The organism is Paenibacillus timonensis (assembly GCF_022427145.1).
Classification (GTDB): Bacteria; Bacillota; Bacilli; order Paenibacillales; family Paenibacillaceae; genus Fontibacillus; species Fontibacillus timonensis.
In genome coordinates, this window is record NZ_JAKSXN010000132.1 from 1 (window position 1) to 1,650 (window position 1,650).

General features: G+C 53.4%; 2 protein-coding genes. One reads left to right on the plus strand and one right to left on the minus strand.

Annotated elements, in window-relative coordinates; translation table 11 throughout:
- Positions 1–34 precede the first annotated feature (34 nt).
- The gene (locus MJ257_RS24500; protein ID WP_240271786.1) at positions 35–223 is read right to left on the minus strand and encodes a hypothetical protein; all 189 of its coding nucleotides are present in this window, start codon (positions 221–223) and stop codon (positions 35–37) included.
- 289 nt (positions 224–512) lie between these two features.
- Between MJ257_RS24500 and MJ257_RS24505 the strand changes: the two genes are divergently transcribed.
- The gene (locus MJ257_RS24505) at positions 513–1,421 is read left to right on the plus strand and encodes an EamA family transporter (protein ID WP_240271787.1); all 909 of its coding nucleotides are present in this window, start codon (positions 513–515) and stop codon (positions 1,419–1,421) included.
- The last annotated feature ends 229 nt before the right edge of the window (positions 1,422–1,650 follow it).

Genomic DNA, 1,650 nt, shown 5'->3' on the forward strand with positions numbered 1-1,650 from the left:
CAAAAAAGAGACGCCGGACGCGTCTCTTCCTTACCTATTTTCGGCGATTCTTCGTAAATCGGGTATACACGATCAAGGCGGCGAGCATCATCGCCACGAACCCGATGTTCCCGGCGGCCTCGGGCGTCATCCCGAACAACACGCAAAGATTCGTCACCAACCCATTCGTCAGCAGCGCGATCAAGATCAAAAAGATCGGACGCCACAAGTTATATCCTCTCATTTAGCGACACTCCCGCCCCTCTATGCTTATCGATCCTATGATTTCAGGTTAGAAGCATTTTAACATAAATAGAGAGCGTTTGCATTTTTCCGGCGAGGCAGCCTCGAAGGAATTTGGCTGCTTGATCAAAATCAAGCCCTAGCGTTTCAAATCCCCCCTGGCCGAGGGGATCTTGCTGTCTTATCCGTGCTGGTCGGATCTCCTCCCCGGTAAATTTTGTCATAGACACTCCCGGCGGTCCGTTTTTTATAATCATAAAGGTTCTACATAAACGGGAGGATTTACATCTATGTGGTTTCTATTTGCTTTATTGACGTCCTTGGCTTGGGGGGGCGCCGATCTGTTCTACAAAAAAGGCAGTGACAGCCAAGACCCCCACAGCCATCTGAAAATCGTCGTCATGGTAGGTCTCGTCATGGGGATTCACGGTACGGCGTATTTGCTGATCCAGGGGCTTTCGTTCGATCCGAAGGACATGATTCGTTATTTGCCGGTATCGGCGCTGTATATCCTGTCGATGGCGATCGGTTATTTCGGGCTTCGGTACATCGAGCTTTCGATCGCTTCGCCGGTGCAGAACTCGTCCGGGGCCGTGACGGCGATCCTGCTGTATTTGTTTTTCCCCCACGACCTCGGCTGGGTTGAAATTGCGGGGGTGGCGATTATCACCTTCGGCGTGGTAGGGCTGGCGGTTCTGGAGAAGCAGGGGGAGCGGCTCGCCCTTAAATCGGGAACAGAGCGTATCAACGCCAAATATCAAATCGGAGTGATGGCGATTACCTTTCCGCTGCTATACTGTCTGCTTGACGGACTAGGCACGTTTGCCGACGGAATTTATCTGGACGAGCTGAAGTTGATCGGGGAGGATGCCGCTCTTCTGGCTTATGAGTTCACCTTTTTCCTATGCGCTGCGGTTGTTTATCTCTATTTGGTTGCGGTCAAAAAACAGCGGTTCAACTTCTGGGGAGAACGCGTCAAAGGGGTTGCCGCGATCTTCGAGACGGCGGGCCAATTCTTCTACGTGTTCGCCATGGCCAGCAATGCCATCGTGGCCGCGCCGTTGATCGCTTCGTACAGCGTGTTCTCGGTGATTCTGTCCCGCCTGTTCCTTAAGGAACGGCTCAGCCGAGTGCAATACGCCGTCGTCGTGTTCGTGCTGGTAGGGATTGCGCTGCTCGGCCTGGCGGACGAGCTGTAGGGAGAGTCGCAGGAAGGTGAGGCGGGCAGCTAGGCAAGGGAGACGGGCACGGTAACGGACCGTAAGGTCCTTATCCGCCCATTTCCCAGGTATTTCCTGGCGTAACGGACTCCACGTACCTTATTCAGCTTGCGGCGCTTCATTTCACGGTGATTACCCGGAAATAACGTCATTTCAGTCCGTTACGTTCAAGCAGGTAACCGCTCGCTTCCCTTTAACGTCTCTGGTG